The sequence below is a fragment of the Vibrio sp. 1402 genome, assembly GCF_033340275.1.
The window spans coordinates 48,264-69,126 of sequence record NZ_JAWOWE010000001.1; the positions used below are offsets into that span (position 1 = coordinate 48,264).

The window sequence follows — 20,863 nt, forward strand, 5'->3', positions numbered from 1 at the left end:
AGGAACTAATTACTTCTTAATACCTTCGATATGAAGTTCCATATCGACGTAGCTTGAAGCACCCATTACTGGGATGTCAAAGTCAGCAAGCTCTAGGCGAGTGTTGCCAACAAAGCCAGCGCGCTCGCCGCCCCATGGGTCACTGCCAGCACCAACGAATTCAGCCTCAATAGTAATAGGCTTAGTAACACCGTGTAGCGTTAGATCACCAGTTACATCTAGTTTGCCATTGCCTTTATCAACCACTTTTGTGCTCGTAAAGGTTGCTTCACTGTATTTACCAGCATCGATGAAGTCACCACTACGAATGTGTTTGTCACGTTCAGCATGGTTTGAATCTAGGCTGGTTGTATCAACAACAACATTTACTTTTGAGTCAGCAATGTTGTTTTCATCAAAAGAAAAGTCACCAGAAAATGTATTGAAACGACCTTTGATGAAACTGTAACCCAAGTGGCTAACTTTAAAGTTGATTGAAGCGTGAGCACCTTTGGTATCGATGACATAATCTGCAGCTTGCGCACCAAATGGCAGTGCCATAGCGATAGCTAATCCTGTAGCGAAAAGTGACTTTTTCATTTTGAAGCTCCTAACATTTTTCTTAATGTGTTGTCTTTATCGATAAAGTGGTGTTTTAGTGCAGCAATAGCATGTAAACCTGCAATCAGGATGACTGCCCAAGCTGCATAGAAGTGAATCTCACCTGCAATATCTGATTGGCCTGGGAATAACTCTCCCGCTCCTGGCACGGTGAACCAATTAAACACTTCGATGCCGCGTCCATCAGACGTTGAAATGAGGTAACCTGAAACAAAGATGGTGACCAATAGTAGGTACAAGACACCATGCGCTGCTTTAGCAGCAAGCACTTCGTAACGTTTGCCTTCTACCTTTGGTGACGCCGTCACATGTTTCCATACGATGCGTGCCAAAGTTAAAATAGCGAGTAAAATACCGACAGAGCGATGGTAATGCGGCGCAGTTCGATACCATTCGCTGTAATAGCTAAGGTCGACCATCCACAAACCCACTGCAAATAGACCAATAATGCACAGCGCTGATAACCAATGCATCACGCGTGCAGTAAGGTTGTAATTCTTTACCAGTGTATCCATCTCAAGTTCCTAGATATATTCCTAAGTTAATGCTGAGCAAGAAACACTACATTAACCTATTTACGTCATATGAAACAGATTATTTACCATCATTTACATCCAGCCAATGGTACCGTATCTATCAAGTTGTTCGAATTTTTTGAAGGAACTTTAAATCGTTTGTAAAACTGAAACTTACAGCTTAATTTCTTGTTCTATCTCATACAGCTCTTCGGAAACTTCTAACATTCTGCGTTCAACCAGTAACTTAGCATCTTCAACACCCTTGTTATAATAAATTACCCCTAGTTTTTCTGTAATAAAATCAATTAGAAACTCACTATCGAACTGGCCAATTTCAACATCTAGCTCGTCTTGCATGTAATCTTGAATGGCGGTGGCCAACGCCTCTTTTTGTGCGCGTTCTAGCTTTATCATTTTTTCCCTTTCAAATTTTTGTTCAACTTCTGCTTCTTTCGTGTTGCTCTATTAAAGATTAAACACGGTCATTTGTGAGAAATTTGGTGTTTAGATCAAGAAGTTGCCGAAGTAAATTAGTCTATTCTCAAAAGACTATGCTAACCTTTTGCAGTTCGTTTTGTAATTATTAAGGGATATTCTTTGCTACTCGACCTAGTTATTCAAAGTGTTAATGATTTTCAAGACGACTGTCTTAAGCTGTGTGAAAAGCATTACCCTGCGGTGCATAACCAAGGCATGAGTGAGCATCATCTTGGTCTCGCGTTTTCAAGAAGGATGGAACATACTTTTCGTCACTTTGGATACAACTGCGTGATAAAGCCAATCGAAGTGTTGGATTCTCCAGACCTTCCCCATCACTATCGAATTTCATCCGACATCGGCACTGTCTGGGTTCTGAGTCACCATATGGTCAGTGCCGGAAAATCTTGCCGGGAAAACTTACTCTCATCAATTACGGAATGGCAGAGTGAATATGGCTATGCCTTACAGCCTAATGACCTACTCTTTTTGGTTTGTGATCATTGGATAAGTCGCAGCAAAACGAGCCGAGAATTGCTTCATTGGTGGATGGGTGAACTACCCGATCAGATCAACGAATACACAGAACAAGGAATCACACTGTACACCAGCGAGTCGCAACTCACGCAATCGTTGGACACTCGATTCGGTATTAGCCCTTGTTACATTAAGTTTGGGCATCCTTTACGGCGTTCGAACAAACAGCAGTTAGTCAGAAAATATTTGCAGTTGTATGCCGTACTGCAATGGTAGCATCAAATTGAAGTGCTGAGATTATCAATTATTTCATCAATTTGTTTGATATCACTCGACAAAACTACCCATCCATTACCATCGTTCTTGCTTGAGTTAATGAGCACACTTAGATTCATTGCCAATGAAATAGAAAAATTAGCGCGATAACGCTGATGTTGAGACATTGATTTAGGTTGTGGTAACAATGATGAGCATCTCGCAACTACTTAGTTGCATCCGGAAACAAGCCGACGGGCAGTATATTGCGAAATACGCGAACTTCACTCTCCGCAGTGTCTTTCAACCCATATATAAGAACGATATTTCCATCGTTGGCCTTGAAGCACTGGTAAGAATTAGCAATGCCAATGGCAACATGGTTAGGCCAGATCAGTTTTTCCAATCCAAAGCGACTCCCACTCAAGATTTGCTCAATGTTGAACGCTTAAGTCGCCTAATCCATATCAAAAATTTCTCTCAGTCTCGTTTTCACACAAAACAATTGTTTCTCAATGTATTACCGGTAGCGGCAGAGATACTAGTCAAAGACATCACGTATAACCGACTGCTAAAACAAACCATTTATGAATCGCATTTGATGAATGAACAAATCGTCATGGAGTTACTTGAATTGAAGGTGGAGGATGAACTCTCTTTGTCTCAAGCTGCTCGGGAGTTAAGTCTTGAAGGATTTAAATTAGCGATTGACGATTATGGCGTCAATGCATCGACAACTGAGCGAGTGAGAAGCGTTTGCCCAGATATAATCAAGATGGATCGCTCTTTATTGCTAAGGTATGAAAACGGTGATTTTAAAGCGCTTAACGATGCATTATCACTCGCAAAAGCGTTATGCTCTAAAACCGTTATCGAAGGAATTGAAACCGAGCATCAACTTCGCTTAATGAAAAAGCTCGGTTTCGATATGTATCAAGGGTACCTACTTGCTATCCCCCAAACGTTAGACGCCTATGAAGAGGCAAAAACAGCCTGACTATGTAAGAGCAAAAGTTTGCGCGGTTTAGCGAGAGCTACGTGATTTACCACGATTCTTATGAATCGCCAATTTTGCTTTTAGCTTACGCTTCTCAGATGAACGACTACGACGACGCCCACCCCCATTTTGTTCAGGCTCAACTTCTTCTACAAGACTTGGTTCGAAACCTGCCAGCCATTCTTGGGGTAAGCGTTGATCAAGCAGATTCTCGATAGCTTGCAACAAGTACTCCTCATCTCTACTCATCAGAGAAACCGCCAAACCTGACTTTCCTGCTCTTCCAGTGCGGCCAATTCGATGGACATAATCTTCTGCTTTGAATGGCATATCAAAGTTCACGACTTGTTCTAGCTCTTGAATATCTAACCCTCGTGCTGCCACATCGGTTGCAATCAAAGCACGTACCTTACCTTGTTTAAATTCATCCAAAGCTCTTTGGCGGGCACCTTGTGATTTATCGCCGTTGATAGAAACCGCTTTGATGCCATCTAACTTGAGCTCTTTCGCTAACTCATCACTGCCTTGCTTCGTTTTTGTAAATACCAGCACTTGCTGCCAATTCCGCGAGCCAATTAAGTACGCTAGCAATTCACGTTTCCGTTTTTTATCCACTGGATAAACCATTTGTGTTACCGTTTCAGCAGTCGTATTTGCTGGTGAAACTTCGACTTCAACTGGCGATTCCATGAGTTTATACGCAATAGTTTTGATTCGCTTCTCAAATGTCGCAGAGAACAATAGGATCTGTTTCTCTGCAGGTAAACGTCGGAAGATGCGCTGCAAGTCAGGCCAAAATCCCATATCTAACATACGGTCGGCTTCGTCTAACACGAGCATACCGGTTTTAGAGATGTTTACGTTACCATTAAACAGGTGATCCAAAAGGCGGCCTGGCGTGGCAATCAAAATATCAGCGCCCTCTTCTAACTTTCTCTTTTGTACGCCAATGCTTGTACCACCATAAACACACACAATGCGAAGTTCTGTTTCTGCCGAGTACTGATTCAAATTATCAAATACCTGCTGTGCAAGCTCGCGTGTTGGAACCAAAATCAATGCTTGAGGTGTGCCGTTAAGTTTCTTTTGCTGAACGGTTTGTATGATAGGTAAACCAAACGCAGCCGTTTTTCCCGTACCAGTTTGTGCAGCAGCAAGTAAGTTTTTTCCTGCAAGGACGTGTGGAATTGACTTTTCTTGCACTGGTGTTGGCGTCACGATATTTAGATTGCCTAGCGTCTCGATTAGCTTTTGTTCGATGCCTAAATCAGCAAAATTAACAGACATGTGTAACCTCATTATTTTTGGAGCGCAGAGTTTACCAGAGCCCCTAAAGCCATACTACTTTTCTATCTCATTGAGTTGAGTCATTAAGCTGTTGCTGAAAATCATACGACTGGCGCAAAACATCTCGATAAAGTGACGAGAACTTCTCCTCTAATTCGGTGTAATCACTTTCAATCACTTTAAATGTTGTGGTTAAGTCTGCCATTCTAGGGCTTCTTTGCGAAATCCGATGTAGTGCAAATTCTATATTGTCTAGATCTTGATAGGATTGAAGCCATCGGCCATGCCACATTCTGCTGTGGAGCACCAAAAAACGTGGCGGCAAATGTTCATGAACCTCTCGGTTTACTCTCTCGTATGCCGTTTTTACAAAGTGTTCGAGAGACACGGAGTGAAAGTCGTTCCAGTGTTTTGCGAGGCAATGATCCCAAAACATATCTAAAGCGATAGGCGCAAAACGTCTCGCAACACCAGTGAAATGAGGCTTACATTCGTTGACGATTGGATGATGGTCAGTAATACGGTCAACAAATCTATGTAATCTGATGCCATTTGAGATATCGCGATCATACAGCTTGCTTGGATCTCCTTTTACGAAGTCTCCAAGCAAGTTTCCCAATAAATGGCTGTTACTATGTTCTGCGATATGCAGGTGGGCTAGAAAGTTCATTCGACGCCAGTTTTGGCCTCTAGGGCTTGGTGTGACATGAACCTAGTATAACGTCAATTACGACGAGATGAGAGTGTTCCGCTATTCGGCTTCGTTGTCTGAGCCAACGTATTCCGACAAGATAATGCCAATTTCAAGCGCATCTAGCAGCTCTAGGCTCTCATCGTTTTGGTATTGGTCGCTCATTGTGACCTCCTTTATTTTAAGCTCTCTTGCTTTTACTTGCTGACGGCCTGACTCTTGCCATATCCACATCAGCAACTCCTTTTTATAGTCTTTATATGACACATTCATGACAGCGAGAAGTAAAGATTTAAAAACCTATGAGCATAATCAAAAGTAAACGATTGCAATTAGGTTTCATATCCGCTTAACACTTTAGAAAAATGACTCTTTTATCAACATTCATGTCAATTTAAAGATATAACATACTGTTATAGGCGTCCTTAGATCTCATTTCTTAAACTAAATTTAGTCTTCGTTACATATTTTGCTGATTAACTTCGCATATTTTGTTTCGATATAGCAATAGATTTGGTCAATATCTTTTATCTCTAATGGAGCTTTAAATGAGAGAAGTTGAGTTTAGAACGATAGACAGGCTGTTTATCAAGATGTCTATCAACGACAAAATGTGGGTTATATTCCTACTGTTTTTAGTAGCCCTCACTTCAGTGGCTGGAAGCCGCTACTTCAATGAAATACAACAATTTGAGCAGCAAGCCATCTCGGCGAGCGAAGCGAAGCTTTCTGGTATCGTTGATGCTCAATCAAACCGCGCTACAGAAATTGACGGCGTATCGAAATCGAACCGCGTAAGCGAGAGTTCTTTTGTCGATGGGTCTGTCACCGCTTATGCCAAGTTGCATTCTGGAGAAGTGATTAAGCTGACTCAAAATGTGTCCACACAATACGAATCGTTAAAATCATCAGCTCTATCGTCACTATTACTCAGCTTCTTATGGGTTATTCCTTTTGCCCTATTCTCTTACTGGGTGGCAACGTTTATCGGAGGAGCTCTGTGGGTTTTATATACAACAACCGAAAAAATTGGTGACGGTGACTTAACCTCTCGTCTTGGTTTCCATCCTGGTCGAGATGAATTCGGTACCATCGGCTGTGCGCTAGACAAGTCTATGGATACCTTAAGTGAACTGGTTAATAGTGTTAAAAATAATGCAACGATGTTGAGTGAGACATCTTCTGCATTCGAAAAAGATATGCAGTTGAGTGAAACCCAGATATCTCATCAATATCAAACGCTTGATTCAGTCGCGACGGCAATGGAAGAAATGACAGCCTCTGCAAAGGAGGTATCAAGTATTTCTCAACAAGCAACGACGCAGTCAGACCAAGATGCCCAGAAGATCGAACTAAGCAGAAGCCGTGTACAAAACGTGATTGGCGAGATAGAGACGTTATCTAGCTATATTGAACAAGCCTCTACGTCAGTAACCAATTTAAACGAGAATACGACGCAGATTAATGACGTGATCACAACGATTAACGCCATTTCAGAACAAACTAATCTGTTGGCGCTAAACGCAGCAATCGAAGCAGCCCGTGCTGGTGAACAAGGTCGTGGATTTGCAGTGGTTGCCGATGAAGTACGTACATTAGCAAGCAGAACTCAACAGGCAACAGTAGAGATCCAAGCCATGATTGAGAAGCTTCAAATTGAGAGCCAGAACATTGCTTCAATCACCAACCGAACCGTTCAGCAAGCTCAAACCAGCAGCCAGCTTATTGATGAAATCGGCCATGATGTTACCTCTATTGCCGAGTCAGCACGCTCATTAATGGACATGAGCATTCAGATTTCCACATCTGCTGAAGAACAAAGCGCAGTTGCTAACGATATTGCATCGGAACTTTCAGAAATTCGTAGTCAATCAAGCACAATCAGAGAAGTGGCGGAGCAATCTACCGCTGGCGTCGCTAATCTCACGCAAGCCTCCGTTTCTCTTGGTGAGATATTACAACGCTACCGCACCGCATAACGTTGTGGAACTTATGATCAACAAGGGCTCCTTAAGGAGCCCTTTTCTTTAAGCCGTGTTCAACTATTACCTTCGATATTTTCTACGACATCCAAGTGGATATTTGAAGTGAATCTCAAGTTCTCGCTGTACCGGATGAAATAATGTTCTTAAACAAAGCGTTCCGCTATGCTTGATCTTGCCAATTCCAATTTGCTGCTGGAAAACAATATGAATAATTACAAAGACACAAAAGACATAGAGAACCTGAATTGCCCACTCTGCCAAGGAGATGAATATCTCATTTCATCGGATGGCGAGAAATTCACATGCGCTGCTTGCGGATTTCATACAAAAAACTTCTCATCTATCCAATGTCTACATCAAACGCCTTACCTACAGTCTAAACTTAAGCACATCCACAGCTTAAGTCCGGTTTGCCATTAATAGGTCAAACAGAGCAGCCACACAGCTGCTCTTTTAATTCATCTAAATGATGGATGCGAATTACACGCTCGTCATCAACACGATTGATAGCTTCACCATTAAATAACTGCACCGTTTTGATACCGGCGTTTAGTCCCGCCTCAACTCCTTTAGGAGTGTCATCAATATAAAGACAGTCACTTGGTAAAAAGCCCATGCTCATAGCACTGTACATGATTAAATCGGGCTCAGGCTTCCAACTATTCGCATCGAATGCCGAGAACACTTTCCCTCGGAAAGCATCGAGTAAACCGGTTAACTCCAAAGCGTATTCAATTTTATCTTTAGGTCCATTAGACGCCACACAATATTCGATATTATGCGAATCCAAAAACTGAATTAATCGTTTTGCGCCATCCATCGGCTGTAAGTGACGCACAAAAAGAGACTGGACTTCTTCTCGGTATTGCGGCTCTAAAACATCAATTGGGACTTTGATATCTTTCAATTCTTTAGTATCTAAAAGGATGTCAGCGAGCTTTCCTCCTTTAAAGTGAGAAACGCACTCTTCCATCGTTAACTCAGCCCCATGCTGGTTAAATACATTGACGAGCGCTTGGCAACACAGTCTTTCGCTGTCGACCAACGTACCATCACAGTCAAATATCACGCACTTAATATTGGTAATTGCCATAGCCATCTCCAGACGTCTTAAAGGCTCAAGCCCAAGCTGATTTTAAGAATGTTTGGATTAATCTTATTTGAGTTTGGGATTGTTGAAACGACGAGCTTGGCATTTCATGGAAATAGAAGGGAGCAATTACAGTTTTTCTAAGCAAGATCACCCAACGTCATCTTGCTTTACTTTTTATGCACATTGATGTGTAAGTTAGTTTTCGATAACCACTGAGTCTAACAGTTTTTGCTCGGTGCTTAGTCTTTTAGCCAGATCAGCCACAAACGAGCTTTTGTATTTTGATTCAGAAACAGCAACATCAGAGATGAGTGTATTTCCTTCGAGATGGCTAACAATAGCAGCACCAATTGGGACTCCAGATTTAAAACCAACATATAATTCAAAATCTGGCGTGAGGATAATCTGTGTCAGATATTCAATGATCATATCTTTATCATACTGCTGTTCCCAGCGCTGAGATTGCAAGATAGAGAACATAATGGTCAGTCGATGAAAATCGACCAGAAAAATATCGTCGGGGTTAAATTCAGAGTCACTTTCCAGTAATGTGTCTTTGTCGACTACTTGATAGGTTGCTTTTTCTAGCGTTTTGAAATAGACATCGCGCCCTTTCAAACTCTCTGGTGTCGGAAATTCAACTTCGACCAGATCATACAGCCATGTATTTTTACGCTCGATACTGGCTAACTGTTGTTCATTCATCTTGATACCTTCGTTTAGAGCAGTACATTAGCATGAAGCCCGCAACAAACCTAGCGCACATAGACCTTTCCGTGGCTAAATTTTGTTTTAGGTGCAAACCTCTGATAGATTTCATCAATATCTTTCCTAGTTAAGGACAAAAATAATGAAAAAGATGCTGTTAAGTGCATTGCTTGCTACTACTCTAGTTGGTTGTTCAGATAACGATGTTGCTGACGTGGGGCTCGGTTGGTTTACTTTGAAAGACATCAAAGTCGGTGAGTTGAAAGACGAGGTGGTAACAGGTGTCACATGTCACATCGCCTCTATCGAAGCGGATTTCAGCTTAGCAGATCCAAGTGATAGTTCAATATCATGTCGTCAGACTGGCGAAATCACACCGGAAATGATTGCAAAAATAGATAAGAGTAAGTCCGGTGAAATTGTATTTAAGAAGTCAAAAAGCATTTTCTTCAAAACAATGAAGGTTCGCCGTATTTATGATGCCGATAACCAAACCTTACTCTACTTGTCTTATACAACAAAAGAGACCGATGGTAGTTTTAAGCATAGCCTTTCGACAGTCCCACTTTGGGGTACCAAGGCTTACGTTGAGCCAACTGAAGTGAAAAAGTAACGCGGGTAAATTTAGTTAGCGCGGAGCAGGCTCTTTCCGGGCGCTGCTGAGCAACAAGTTTAAAAAACAACCCATTGCAATACGACAAGCCTCATAAATTGCAGCTGCTTTGGTTGCTATTTACTCAGCTCGCTGATTTTTTCAGCGAGCTGACTTCTTTGTAATAAATCGCCACGATTTTCATTTTTTTGTGATACAATCCCGCCTCTTTTTTTTCTCACTCAAGAACAAGCATGAAGTTTCCTGGTCAGCGTAAATCTAAACACTACTTCCCAACTCACGCTCGAGATCCATTAGTAAACCAAATCCGACAGGCACCTAAGCTATATCGCCCAACTATTGTTGGTGTCGGTCAAACCATTGTAGATATCGAAGCACGTGTAGATGACGCGTTTTTAGAGAAATACAACCTGAGTAAAGGACATTCGCTCGTTCTTGAAGAAAGCAAAGCAGATGCACTTTACGAAGAACTGGTTGAGCAAGGCCTGATCACACACCAATACCCAGGTGACACGATTGGCAATACTCTTCACAACTACTCAGTTTTAGCCGATAGCAAATCCGTTTTGCTCGGTGTGATGTCTAAGAACATTCAAGTCGGTTCTTTTGCTTATCGCTACCTTTGCCGTACGTCTTCACGCATGAACCTTAACCATTTACAAACGGTAGATGGCCCTATTGGTCGCTGCTACACCCTAATTTCTCAAGACGGTGAGCGTACATTTGCTATCAACGAAGGTCATATGAATCAACTACTTCCGGAAAGCATTCCTGAAGAGATCTTTGAGAAAGCATCAGCCCTGGTTGTTTCTTCTTACCTAATGCGTGGTAAAGAAGAAGATCCAATGCCTAAAGCGGTACAAAGAGCGATCGACTTTGCTAAGAAGCACGATGTCCCTGTTGTACTTACGTTAGGGACAAAGTACGTTATCGAAGGTAACGCACAGTGGTGGCAAGAATACATTCGCGAAAACATTTCTGTTGTCGCTATGAATGAAGAAGAAGGTGCGGCGCTAACAGGTGAAACAGAGCCGCTAGCTGCTGCTGATAAAGCACTTGAATGGGTTGATCTCGTACTGTGTACGGCAGGACCAAATGGTCTGTACATGGCTGGTTACACCGACGAGAAAGTAAAACGAGAAACCACACACGACATCCTTGAAAGCTCCCTCGAAGCCTTTAACCAGTACGAGTTTAGTCGTGCGATGCGTAAAGAAGACTGTCAAAACCCAATGAAGGTCTACTCTCACATCGGCCCTTACCTTGGTGGACCATTAGAGATTAAGAACACTAACGGTGCGGGTGATGCAGCCCTTTCAGCCTTACTGCATGACATGGCAGCAAACTCTTTCCACCAAAAAGAAGTGCCTAACTCAGAAAAGCACGAAGTACGATGCTTAACCTACTCCTCGCTTTCTCAGATCTGTAAATACGCAAACCGAGTAAGCTATGAAGTGTTGACGCAGCACTCTCCTCGCCTATCGCGAGCGCTTCCTGAACGAGAAGATAGCTTAGAAGAGACTTATTGGGATCGTTAAAACGACAGCTTTAAAGCTGAAAATATATCAAGGTCACCATTTGGTGGCCTTTTTGTTTTTATCTAGCACTGTAACGAGTAGATTTTGTTAGTATGTCGCACAATACGAAGCAGTAAACTCTTTACAAGCCTAACCGAAACAGTACCATCACCAAGCAGACCTTTGCCTCACAATAATACTCGTTATAACTCAGGTAGTTTTTCAACGCTACCTGTGTGCCACTTTGGGGATTCTCCATGCAGTCAGATATCGAAATTTGCCGAAACACACCACTTTCTTCTATTGATGTTATCGCGGAAAAAGTAGGACTATCACCCGAAGAGTATGACACTCACGGGAAGCACAAAGCCAAAGTCCACCCAAAATGTTTGGAACGACTCAAAGCAAATGATGACGGTAAACTTGTACTCGTCACTGCGATCACGCCGACTCCTCTTGGCGAAGGAAAAACCGTTACGACGATAGGCCTGGCGCAAGGTTTAGCAAAGCTTAATCAATCTGTTATTGCATGTATAAGGCAGCCTTCGATGGGACCTGTCTTCGGTATTAAAGGTGGCGCTGCGGGCGGCGGTTACTCTCAAGTAGCTCCAATGGAAGAGTTAAACTTACACCTTACTGGTGACATTCACGCAGTGACAGCGGCGCACAACCTTGCTTCAGCCGCTCTTGACGCTCGCTTGTTCCATGAACAACGCGAGGGTTATGATGCCTTTGAATCACGCACCGGGTTAAGAGCACTTAAAATCGACACGGCCAATATTACTTGGAAACGAGTGATGGACCATAATGATCGTACACTACGTAAAGTCAAAATTGGCCTCAATGATGCGGGAAAAACCATCAATGGTTTCGAGCGTGATGAAGGGTTCGATATTTCAGCCGCTTCCGAGTTAATGGCTATCATTGCACTAGCCAAAGATTTAAAAGATTTACGCCAACGTATCGGGAAAATTGTCGTAGCGTACGATTTGAACGGAAATCCCGTCACTACGGAAGATCTACAAGTTGCAGGAGCAATGGCAGTAACACTAAAAGAGGCGATTGCACCAACACTGATGCAAACTCTAGAAGGTGTTCCTACGTTGATCCATGCAGGTCCATTTGCAAACATCGCCCATGGAAATTCATCCATTATCGCGGACGATATTGCGCTAAAACTATCAGGTTACACGGTAACTGAAGCCGGTTTTGGTTCGGATATGGGATTTGAGAAAGCGTGTAACATTAAAGCTGCTGCCGCCAACAAAGCTCCAGACTGTGTAGTGATCGTAGCAACATTACGCGGCCTCAAAGCGAATTCTGGACACTACGATTTACGGCCAGGTATGGCTATTCCAGATTCCATTTTTAATCCGGACCAAGCAGCATTGGAGGCTGGGTTTGAAAATTTAAAATGGCACATAAATAACGTTCATAAATACGGTTTACCTGCTGTCGTTGCCATTAACCAGTTTCCACAAGATTGTGTGAAAGAGCTTAAAGCTCTTGAAGATCTAATTCACCAATTTAATCCCGAAGTTAAAGTAGCCATCAGCACCGCTTTTTCGCAAGGCGGACAAGGCGCAACGGAACTAGCTCAACATGTTATTGATGCGTGTAACACGCCTGTAGAGTTTTGTCCGTTATACAACAAAGAGCAATCATTACTCGAAAAGCTCATGGCAGTATGTGAAGCGGGCTATGGAGCAACCAATATAGAAATGACTCCTATCGCGACTGAACAGCTCAAACATTTTGAGCAATTAGGCTTTAACAACTTAGCGGTTTGCATCGCGAAGACACCACTATCGATAACCACAGACTCCGCAGTCAAAGGCGCACCAACTGGTTTTACCGTCCCAATCCGCGAGCTGCGCTTGTGTGCGGGCGCAGGATTCGTTTATGCATTATCTGGTACCGTGATGACGATGCCAGGCTTACCTGATAAACCCGCATTTATGAATTTAGATCTTGATGATGAAGGAAATATCGTCGGTCTCTCTTAGTGCAGTGATAACGTATCGCTATCAGTGAAGTGAGCATATTCATTGAGTGAGTGGTCTACTTACCTATCCACTCACTCTCAACAACTGTGAAAAGAGTTATCTCAGGCCTTCTACTCTTGAATCGTTGATACAAAGCTCTCCTGCCTTACATCAACGCGCCTGTTTTACACCTTTAGAGTTAAGACGCTAACCCTAAGCCTTGTTTAGCCATAGTTATTAAGCTAGAAAACCCTATTTATCTTCTTGTTTTGTCGCCACTTTACATTGTAAATCCATACTTGTTGACTTCTCCTTTCTACAATTTTGCGCCAATTTGATGCACGGGTTATTTAGCACTTCACTAATATGGTGCAGTTGTCTTACAGTGAAATTTTAACCTCCTTGATTTTTAAGGAGATATTCTATGGCTCGATTCTTGTAGTAGACTTTTCACTAATAAGCACATTAGCACATGCTTTTCAAAACCTCTGCGTTGCATACCACCTCCTTCAGGTTAGCACCGTTTTGATGCATGTCAGAAAAGGGAAAGGGAATACTATGGAAGACGCACTCGCCGTAATTTTAGCAGGAGGGATGGGGTCTAGACTCAGCCCACTCACCGATGACAGAACCAAGCCAGCCGTACCTTTTGGCGGAAAATATAGAATTATAGATTTCACACTAACCAATTGTTTACATTCGGGTTTACGCAAGATCCTTGTTTTAACCCAATATAAATCTCATTCACTTCAAAAACACTTACGAGACGGCTGGTCGATATTCAATCCAGAGCTAGGCGAGTACATCACTGCTGTTCCACCACAAATGCGCAAAGGTGGTGCATGGTATGAAGGAACCGCCGATGCGATTTATCACAACATGTGGTTGCTATCGCGAAATGATGCAAAGTATGTGGTTGTGTTATCTGGCGATCATATCTATCGAATGGACTACGCCGCAATGCTTGAAGAGCATAAAGAGAAAGGTGCTAAGCTCACCGTTGCCTGTATGGATGTTCCCGTAGAGGATGCTTCAGCATTCGGTGTAATGGGCACCGCAGAAAACGGGCTCGTTACTTCGTTTATAGAGAAACCTGAAACCCCACCTACTCTTCCTGGAAGCGCGACCAGAAGCCTTGTTTCTATGGGAATATATATCTTTGATATGGATGTTTTGAAAGAAGCGCTTGAAGAAGACTCAAAACTCGATTCATCAAGCCATGACTTCGGAAAAGACATCATACCTAAGCTGATTGATACCGAATCCGTTTACGCTTATCAATTCTGTGGCAGTAAAGGGCGCGTCGATAAAGATTGCTATTGGCGCGACGTGGGTACCATTGATTCCTTCTATGAAGCGAATATGGATCTACTAGAACCTGTGCCGCCAATGAACCTTTATCAGTCTAATTGGGCGATTCGTACTTACGAGCCGCAGTTTCCACCAGCTCGTACTGTATCGTCGGCTACGGGTAATGAAGGCATTTTTATTAACTCCATCATTGCTACCGGTGTCATCAATTCCGGAGGCTCAGTACAGCACTCCATTATTTCCTCTAATGTACGCATTCAAGATAGTGCAACGGTAGTCGATTCCATCATTTTTGATGACGTAGAAGTCGGTGAAGGAAGTCAGTTGGTCAACTGCATAGTTGATAAACATGTTCGTATTCCGCCACATACTCAAATTGGCATCAACAAACTTGAAGATGCGAAGCGATTTAAAATCTCAGACAAAGGTATTGTCGTCATACCTGAAAGTTACCAATTCGATTAAACGACAAACTATCACAACAAAAAAGCGCACGATAATCATCGTGCGCTTTTGTTTAAGTGCCTGTAAACATTAGGCTATAACAAGTAATCCATAATAATTAGATGTTACATACCGTTGACCAGCTACCATCTGTACCCGGTTCAGCCGCTGTCCACCAGTTCGCTTGGTAAACCACACCGTTGTGGATGATCTTATCACCTTGGTTAGCGTGGCTTGGATTACCTGCCCAATCCGTTTGTGGCAGAGCTGGGTATGTCACTAAACCTGTCGTATCACACGTACCTGGTTCAGTGGTACCACCACCCGTGCCCGCATTGAGATCACCAATTGGTAGATCTGGCTGTTCAAACTTAAACGCAAACTCTTTACCACCAGAAATCACTGAGTAGTTAGCAGGACCAGAGATTGGTAGATAGTAAACCATATCAAGCTCGTAAGTGCCGCCCGCTGGCAAGTCTTTCCATGCTGGTAGAGAGAACGACACACGGTGCATTACGCCATCTAAGCCACCAATGTTGTTTGCTCGAGTATGTCCAGAAGCAATCACTTTCAAACCACCACCTGATTGGTCTTTCGCATTGTCCGGCGCAGATACTGGGATATCGAATTGGAATTCAGTACCGCCAGGGATCGCTTGACCAGTGTTATTTGTAAACGTGATTTTCGGGTTAATTGGGTAGTTTTGGTCGCCAACTTTGAAGCCGCCAACACTAACAGTAATGTCTACTGCTTCAGTTGGTGTTGGACCAGTAGCTACTTTGTTACCGTAAGGCGTCGCAGACTTAAACTTGTCGTAGATAGCTTTGGTCATAGTGTTACCCATGTGGTATTCACCATTACCCGCCGCACAAGCTTGTTCAGTGGCATCTACTGCCGTACGATTACCATTTGCATCCAGTACGTAACAGTTGTAGTCACCGGCTAGTTCCCAGAACATGATACCGCCGATCTCTTTATCGATAACGTAATCGGCTTTCACCTCGATAGAAGCTTTATCTTCCGTAGATAGGAATACGCTCTTCTCTGCGTTCCACAACCAAGGTGCCACAGCAACGCTATCGTAATGACGGGTATAAGTACCAACAAACTTATCTGAAGGATCGTTGACAGGGTCGAGACCGTAAGCAGCTGCGTAAGAGCCCCAAATACCGTTTTCTAGGTTCTTAGCATGCCACATTGGGTTAGAACCAGCGCCCATTTCGTTTCCTTTAGGGTCGGTATCATGCCACATGTTGTCGATACCAATAGCACCGTGACCACAGTTGTTCTTCTCACCTTCACCTGTGCCCGGTTGGCACTCTGCTTGGTTTGGTAGTGCCGCTCGGCCCCAAAGGCCATTTTCGCCACCAGTAACACCTTGCCAACCACGGGTGTAGTAAGGAACACCAATGTTGATACGACCTGCTGGCATAGAACCACGGAAGTAATGGTAAGCCCAGTCTGTGTTCAAGTAACCGATACCACCGTATGCAGCAGTGCCGTATACGTTCCACTGCGCTAGCTCAGAGTCTTTACCTGTATCGAATAAAGCCGCGTTATGACCAACGTGATCATTCCAAGCCCCATGCAAGTCGTAAGACATGATGTTTACGTAGTCTAGGTACTTAGTTACATCGAAGGTTTCCATCCCACGTAGCAAGTAACCTGAAGATGGTGCTGCGATAGTCAGCATATAATGAATACCATCTTGCGCGGATGCCACATCAAGTTTCTCACGCAATACTTTCATCAGCTCTTGGTAAGACGCCCATAAATACTGACGACGTGGTTCCATGAAGTCTTTGTCGTAAGGGTTACCAGCACCAGCCATTGACGTCGGGTATTCATAGTCGATATCCAGGCCATCGAACTTGTACTGACGCATCATTTCAACGGCTGAAGTTGCGAATTTCTCAATACCAGCATGATTAATAGAACCGTCCGCATTCGTCGTCATGGTGTAGAAGCCACCATCAGCTACACGATCGCCGTTCGTATCGAAGTGACCGCCCGTTTCAGCCCAACCACCAATCGAGATTAGCGTTTTAACATCATGTTTTTGCTTGTAAGTTGCTAGTGCACCAAAATGACCTTTAAAACCAAGAGCAGGATCTACCTCAACGCCTGGCCAAGTTTTGCCTGTAGCAGGGTTGTTTGGATCATTAACGTCGCCAACGTTTACTTTGCCGTCAGAACCAATGCTCACAAACGCGTAGTTAATGTGAGTAAGTTGTTCCCAAGGAATGTCTTTAACAAGGTAAGTCGATTGTGGGTCGTCACCTGCTCGCCAACTGGTGAAGTAGCCGATTACACGACGTGGGTGATCAGCCCCCATTTTCTCACGGCCTTCTTCGTCATAAATAGAACAGTAAGGAACATCTACACCCGTTGTTTGATAAAGACCATCAGGACGACAATTAGATGTCACTGCGCCGCCGTTTACCGTTAACGTTGCAAGTGCAGAATCTGCTGTTGCTCCAGCATCATCGGTTGCTTTCGCATAAACACTTAATGAGCCAGCTTGTGAAGGGGTTACATCCAGCGTGTATGGCGCTGTTGTAGCAGTGCCAGCAAGCACACCTGCAACATAAAAATCAACTTTAGCAACGGTACCATCCGCATCCGTAGCATTTGCAGTCAGTGTTACGGAACCACCCAGGTCAATAGAGTTCGCAGAAAGCACGACATCCACTGTCGGCGCTTCATTACCAGGTTGCGCTGATGCCACAGTTAACGTCACAACACTTGCCGTACTAACGGCACCTGCATCGTCATAGGCCTTGGTAGAGAACTCGTGCTGTCCTTCAGTTGCTGTCCACGATGCAGCATACGGCGCAGACGTTGCCTGACCAACTAATACACCATCAACAAAGAACTCTACTTTGCTAACAGTCCCATCAGTATCTGCCGCATCTGCAGCTAGGTTAACAACATCACCCGCAGTCACAGAAGCCGACGCAGAAGGCGATGTCAGAGTAACCGTCGGGACTTCATTCTGAGGTGGATCAACCGGTCCAGTGCCATCACAAGCGCCAAGTGTTTCCCACTCGCCCCACTCACCAGATTGCGCTGGATTGTTGTTTTGCGTCCAGTAACGCGCTTTATAAGCATTACCTTCATGCTGAACTTGGTCGCCACCGTTATAAACTTTTGATGATTGCCAAGTTTCTAGAGGGGCACAGTCAACTGCTGCGTAGCTATTGAAGGCCATAAGACAAGAAGCGGTGAGTGTGCTTAGTGTGAACACGTTTTTCACTGCGTTGCCGTTGTTAAGGTGCATAATCGCTCTTCCTTAAGTTATTGTTAAAACAATACTAAATGCGCTAAACGAAACGCATCTATACTTTTATTTCGACGTAAAATAACTTAAGTACAAGTTGGTGATTTCACACTATCTATTTACGAGTTTTCCACACCGCCTCGCAACAATCCACTAAATGATTGCAACAACGTACCTATTATTTGGCACCAGTAACTAATTTTATAACTCAAATAAATATGTCACTCGCAAATTAATAAAAAAGGTAAAAAAAGTCGCCATTTTGAAATAAAGATCACTAAGCCTTTGTTGACCTTGGCGTTTCATTAAAATGCCGCTTGTACTCGCGACTAAACTGTGATGGGCTCGTGTACCCGACCATTCTCGCTGCATCATTAACACGTCGCCCCTCTAACTGGATCAATTCGCGCGCTTTGTTAAGTCGAACTTTCTTAATATATTGCAACGGAGATTCAAGCGTGACATTGCGAAATGCTTGATGGAAAGCAGACACACTCATGTTGGCTTCTTCAGCCAATGCTTGTACGTTCAACTGTTCATGATACGCTTGATGTACACGATTTAGTGCTTTAGCGACCCTCGCGTAAGAACCTTCTTGATGTGCTAGGTCAAATAAAACATACCCCTCTTTGCTCACCAAAGTACGATACACAATTTCCTCAAGAAGCAGCTCGCCAAGCATGATAACATCAAGCTCGTCACACATTGCTTTCATTAACCGCTTGCACGCATCCAACATACCTTCATTCATACGTACCGACTTAAGGCCGCAACGGGTAGCATCCAGACACTTATTACTGAATTTCTCAGCCTCTAATTTTTTAACGAGTTTATGAAGAAGCGTTGGCGAAATATCTATCGAAATGCCAAGTAAAGGCTCATTGTTTGTCGCAAACGCTTCGCACTCTAGTGGCATGGGAACCCCGACAACAAGGTAATCATCGGGCCCATATTGCACTGGTGTATCACCAATATGAATGTTCTTATGCCCTTGACCCAAGACGATGATGCCGGACTGATAGACAAACGGCTGGCGATGATTCCCTTTGCTACTGCGATAAAACCATACGCCATCTATCGCTGTTTTCTTCATACCTTCTAGGTCATGCAGCCCCTGCTTTTCAACATATTGCTGCATGATATCTGCGAGAGTGTGCATTAGAGCGCTCCATCAATGACCAACGAGTTTGGTCTCTATTATCGTTTCGAGCACTATACTTCCTCTCGACTTTAACTTTCTAGCTCAAGAGCATCAATTTTGTAGAAATAGGCAAATTATTTGCAGAAATCGACCTGTTAACCATCGTTAATCAGGACTAATATGCATGTATTCAATCTCCTTCACTGGAAGCAAGAGGGCTAATAATGAACTTTTCTTATGTAAACCCAACCAAGATTTTCTTTGGTCAAAAACAAATCGCAGCAATCAAAGAAGCTATCCCATCCGACCAAAAAGTTTTAGTGGTATACGGTGGTGGCTCCATCAAAAAAAATGGCGTGTACGACCAAGTAGCAGAAGCTCTTGAGGGACATGAATGGCTAGAGTTTTCAGGTGTTGAACCAAACCCAACCAAAGAAACACTCGATAAAGCAGTCGCAATGGTAAAAGAGCATGGCGTTGACTTTATTTTAGCGGTAGGTGGTGGTTCAGTCATCGATGGCTCCAAATACGTAGCAGCGGCATCAAAGTATGATGGTGATGGTTGGGATATCATGATTGGTAAGCACCAAGTCACTGAAGCGACGCCTCTAGCTGCAATTTTGACATTGCCAGCAACAGGCTCAGAGTCAAACATGGGCGCAGTTATCACTAAAAAAGAAACTCAAGACAAACTTCCGTTCATGTCTCCAGCAGTGCAGCCAAAATTTGCCGTGTTAGACCCAGATGTAATGAAAACACTGCCAGAACGCCAACTTATCAACGGCATTGTTGACGCATGGGTGCACGTATGTGAGCAATACTTGACGCTTCCTACCGGTGCAATGGTTCAAGATGGTTACGCAGAAACACTGCTGAAAACTTTAAAAACACTCGGAGAACAGTTTACGGAACGAGACGACGATATGTGGCGCGCAAACTTAATGTGGTCTGCTAACCAAGCATTGAATGGGTTAATTGGTAGTGGCGTTCCACAAGACTGGGCAACACATATGATCGGCCATGAATTAACGGCTCTATGGGGCGTTGATCATGCGCGTTCTCTTGCAATTGTCCAACCGTCGTTACTTCGTAACCAAATGCAGTTTAAGCGCCCTAAGTTAGAACAAATGGGTCGCAACGTATTTGGTCTTGAAGCAGGTGAGGATTTAGCAGAGCGCACAATCGAAGCTATCGAAGCGTTTTATCATCAACTTGATGTCGCAACTAAGCTCGAAAACTATGGTGAGAGCCGTGAACAAGCTATCGATGCCATCATTGATCAACTAAACAAACACGGCATGACTGTTTTAGGTGAAAACCAGGCGATCACACTTGAACGTAGCCGAGAAATCTTAGAGTTAGCTGTCTCATAACTGCAACAATTCTTCACTGCCCTTCCTAGGGTTTAACGGTATTGTGACTTAACAGTCACAATACCGTTTTTTTATGCTATTTTGTAAGCCACATCACGTTCAAAACGAGGA

18 protein-coding genes are annotated in these 20,863 nt (G+C 43.5%); 8 read left to right on the plus strand and 10 right to left on the minus strand.

The window, feature by feature from the left end; genetic code table 11:
• Nucleotides 1-9 precede the first annotated feature (9 nt).
• The 3 genes from R7044_RS00205 to R7044_RS00215 all read right to left on the minus strand — a co-directional run bounded on the left by R7044_RS00205 (nt 10) and on the right by R7044_RS00215 (nt 1,532).
• A complete protein-coding gene (locus tag R7044_RS00205) occupies nt 10-579 on the minus strand; it encodes a YceI family protein (RefSeq protein ID WP_017634178.1) in 570 nt (189 codons plus the stop codon).
• On the minus strand, nt 576-1,115 hold the full coding sequence (locus R7044_RS00210) for a cytochrome b (protein WP_017634179.1): 540 nt from the start codon (nt 1,113-1,115) through the stop codon (nt 576-578). Before R7044_RS00210 ends, R7044_RS00205 begins: the two co-directional genes overlap by 4 nt.
• Before the next feature lie 174 nt (nt 1,116-1,289).
• Nucleotides 1,290-1,532 (minus strand): DUF2164 domain-containing protein, encoded by a 243-nt coding sequence (locus R7044_RS00215; protein ID WP_005376386.1) that lies wholly within the window; start codon nt 1,530-1,532, stop codon nt 1,290-1,292.
• Between the two features lie 183 nt (nt 1,533-1,715).
• On the opposite strand from R7044_RS00215, the gene R7044_RS00220 reads away from it, so the two are divergent.
• Together R7044_RS00220 and R7044_RS00225 are read left to right on the plus strand one after the other, a co-directional pair.
• Entirely contained in the window at nt 1,716-2,348 is a 633-nt protein-coding gene (locus tag R7044_RS00220) for a hypothetical protein (RefSeq protein ID WP_005376385.1), read from the plus strand.
• 187 nt (nt 2,349-2,535) lie between these two features.
• Nucleotides 2,536-3,324: an EAL domain-containing protein gene (locus tag R7044_RS00225; protein ID WP_017634180.1), complete on the plus strand. Its 789-nt coding sequence runs from the start codon at nt 2,536-2,538 to the stop codon at nt 3,322-3,324.
• A gap of 27 nt (nt 3,325-3,351) precedes the next feature.
• Here the strand turns inward: R7044_RS00225 and R7044_RS00230 are convergent, their stop codons facing one another.
• From R7044_RS00230 to R7044_RS00240, 3 genes are all read right to left on the minus strand, one after another.
• Nucleotides 3,352-4,611: a DEAD/DEAH box helicase gene (locus tag R7044_RS00230; protein WP_005376383.1), complete on the minus strand. Its 1,260-nt coding sequence runs from the start codon at nt 4,609-4,611 to the stop codon at nt 3,352-3,354.
• 67 nt (nt 4,612-4,678) lie between these two features.
• The gene (locus tag R7044_RS00235) at nt 4,679-5,281 is read right to left on the minus strand and encodes an ACP phosphodiesterase (RefSeq protein WP_017634181.1); all 603 of its coding nucleotides are present in this window, start codon (nt 5,279-5,281) and stop codon (nt 4,679-4,681) included.
• Nucleotides 5,282-5,362: 81 nt separating this feature from the next.
• Nucleotides 5,363-5,536 (minus strand): hypothetical protein, encoded by a 174-nt coding sequence (locus R7044_RS00240; protein ID WP_005376381.1) that lies wholly within the window; start codon nt 5,534-5,536, stop codon nt 5,363-5,365.
• 314 nt (nt 5,537-5,850) lie between these two features.
• Between R7044_RS00240 and R7044_RS00245 the strand changes: the two genes are divergently transcribed.
• Nucleotides 5,851-7,281: a methyl-accepting chemotaxis protein gene (locus R7044_RS00245; RefSeq protein ID WP_005376380.1), complete on the plus strand. Its 1,431-nt coding sequence runs from the start codon at nt 5,851-5,853 to the stop codon at nt 7,279-7,281.
• A 430-nt stretch (nt 7,282-7,711) separates the two neighbouring features.
• Here R7044_RS00245 and R7044_RS00250 read toward each other — a convergent pair whose 3' ends face one another.
• Both R7044_RS00250 and R7044_RS00255 read right to left on the minus strand, forming a co-directional pair.
• Nucleotides 7,712-8,380 carry an HAD-IA family hydrolase gene (locus R7044_RS00250; RefSeq protein ID WP_047103569.1) on the minus strand — a complete coding sequence of 223 codons (669 nt, stop codon included), beginning with the start codon at nt 8,378-8,380 and terminating at the stop codon, nt 7,712-7,714.
• A gap of 195 nt (nt 8,381-8,575) precedes the next feature.
• Nucleotides 8,576-9,085, minus strand: coding sequence for a hypothetical protein (locus tag R7044_RS00255; RefSeq protein ID WP_005376378.1), 510 nt, complete (start codon nt 9,083-9,085; stop codon nt 8,576-8,578).
• A gap of 145 nt (nt 9,086-9,230) precedes the next feature.
• On the opposite strand from R7044_RS00255, the gene R7044_RS00260 reads away from it, so the two are divergent.
• From R7044_RS00260 to glgC, 4 genes are all read left to right on the plus strand, one after another.
• Entirely contained in the window at nt 9,231-9,701 is a 471-nt protein-coding gene (locus R7044_RS00260) for a CreA family protein (protein ID WP_005397614.1), read from the plus strand.
• A 233-nt stretch (nt 9,702-9,934) separates the two neighbouring features.
• Nucleotides 9,935-11,239: an inosine/guanosine kinase gene (locus R7044_RS00265; RefSeq protein WP_005376376.1), complete on the plus strand. Its 1,305-nt coding sequence runs from the start codon at nt 9,935-9,937 to the stop codon at nt 11,237-11,239.
• A gap of 236 nt (nt 11,240-11,475) precedes the next feature.
• Complete coding sequence (locus R7044_RS00270; protein WP_033906542.1) at nt 11,476-13,224, plus strand: formate--tetrahydrofolate ligase; 1,749 nt, start codon at nt 11,476-11,478, stop codon at nt 13,222-13,224.
• Between the two features lie 537 nt (nt 13,225-13,761).
• Nucleotides 13,762-14,979 (plus strand): glucose-1-phosphate adenylyltransferase, encoded by a 1,218-nt coding sequence (gene glgC, locus R7044_RS00275; protein ID WP_033906540.1) that lies wholly within the window; start codon nt 13,762-13,764, stop codon nt 14,977-14,979.
• A gap of 97 nt (nt 14,980-15,076) precedes the next feature.
• On the opposite strand, the gene R7044_RS00280 is transcribed toward glgC, so the two are convergent.
• Together R7044_RS00280 and R7044_RS00285 are read right to left on the minus strand one after the other, a co-directional pair.
• Nucleotides 15,077-18,238 (minus strand): chitinase C-terminal domain-containing protein, encoded by a 3,162-nt coding sequence (locus R7044_RS00280; RefSeq protein ID WP_033906539.1) that lies wholly within the window; start codon nt 18,236-18,238, stop codon nt 15,077-15,079.
• Nucleotides 18,239-18,515: 277 nt separating this feature from the next.
• Nucleotides 18,516-19,397: an AraC family transcriptional regulator gene (locus R7044_RS00285; RefSeq protein WP_033906538.1), complete on the minus strand. Its 882-nt coding sequence runs from the start codon at nt 19,395-19,397 to the stop codon at nt 18,516-18,518.
• 206 nt (nt 19,398-19,603) lie between these two features.
• Between R7044_RS00285 and R7044_RS00290 the strand changes: the two genes are divergently transcribed.
• Nucleotides 19,604-20,752, plus strand: a complete 1,149-nt coding sequence (locus R7044_RS00290; protein ID WP_033906537.1) for an iron-containing alcohol dehydrogenase — start codon at nt 19,604-19,606, stop codon at nt 20,750-20,752.
• The last annotated feature ends 111 nt before the right edge of the window (nt 20,753-20,863 follow it).